Here is an 889-nt window from a genome sequence, read left to right on the forward strand (position 1 = left end):
CACAACGTGTTTGTGTATGATTAGTGGCGTGTTTAAGCACCTAATTTAACAAATAAAAACCGAATAGAAAATCCGCGAGGATTTTCGTAAGTAAGCTTGAACTAGCCATTAATTATACACGTTGTTGCCAGTAGTATTTTTTATTCGCAAACATTTTTTCTTCCAACTTTCACAATTTCTTCAATTCCGAATTTGTCAAATTTTTCAAGTAAATCACTTGCGCTATTTTGTTTCTTAAACTCAAGTTCTTCTTTGTAAAGTGGAATTAAAGTATAAATGTCAATCACTTTATTATTTTCAAGTTCGATTTCGGTAAAATCAGCCGATAATTCCATTGAGCTGGCTAACATTACTGAATTAAATCCAATTCCTTCTGCAAGTTCATCATCATCTTCGTGTCCGAAAGTGTGTCCAAAACCTAACCAAGTTTTATTCGGATGTGGTAACATCATCAATTCCTTCATTATTCTAATTGGCCAATAATTTCGTTCGTCACTAAAAGACTCATATTCTAAATTCCATTCCTTTGGCAACAATATCATAACTTCTGCAAATTCAGATGATTCAATATCTTCAGGTACTTTCATTGGTAAAGCACTCATTCCACAGCTCAACAAAATGTGATAAGGTCTATCTTCTGTAGCTTTTATGAAAAAAATGTCTCTGTGAATTATTTCAGATTCTATTTCGTCAAATACAACAATGTCTGCATCTTCATCAAAGAATTGGTCTAAATGACTGTCAACAATTTCAACACTATTAGGTACTTTATCACTCATATTTTTTTCGGCATTTTGGGAATACGCAATTGTTGAAACAAAAATCAGAAAGATAGTTTTATAGTTCATTATTTTCATTTGATTTTGGTTTCCTCATATTACTGGCAACG

The 889-nt window shown here is 32.1% G+C and carries 1 protein-coding gene; it reads right to left on the reverse strand.

Translation table 11 applies throughout. The features are described from left to right. Nucleotides 1–140: 140 nt before the first annotated feature. Nucleotides 141–779, reverse strand: coding sequence for a suppressor of fused domain protein (locus ABD730_RS17100; protein WP_344716111.1), 639 nt, complete (start codon nucleotides 777–779; stop codon nucleotides 141–143). Nucleotides 780–889: the final 110 nt, after the last annotated feature.

It is taken from the genome of Winogradskyella damuponensis, assembly GCF_039538385.1.
Classification (GTDB): domain Bacteria; phylum Bacteroidota; class Bacteroidia; order Flavobacteriales; family Flavobacteriaceae; genus Winogradskyella; species Winogradskyella damuponensis.

Excerpts from the sequence above, each read along its gene's own strand:
- ABD730_RS17100 (WP_344716111.1), bottom strand. The coding sequence starts at position 779 with ATGAGTGATAAAGTACCTAATAGTGTTGAAATTGTTGACAGTCATTTA.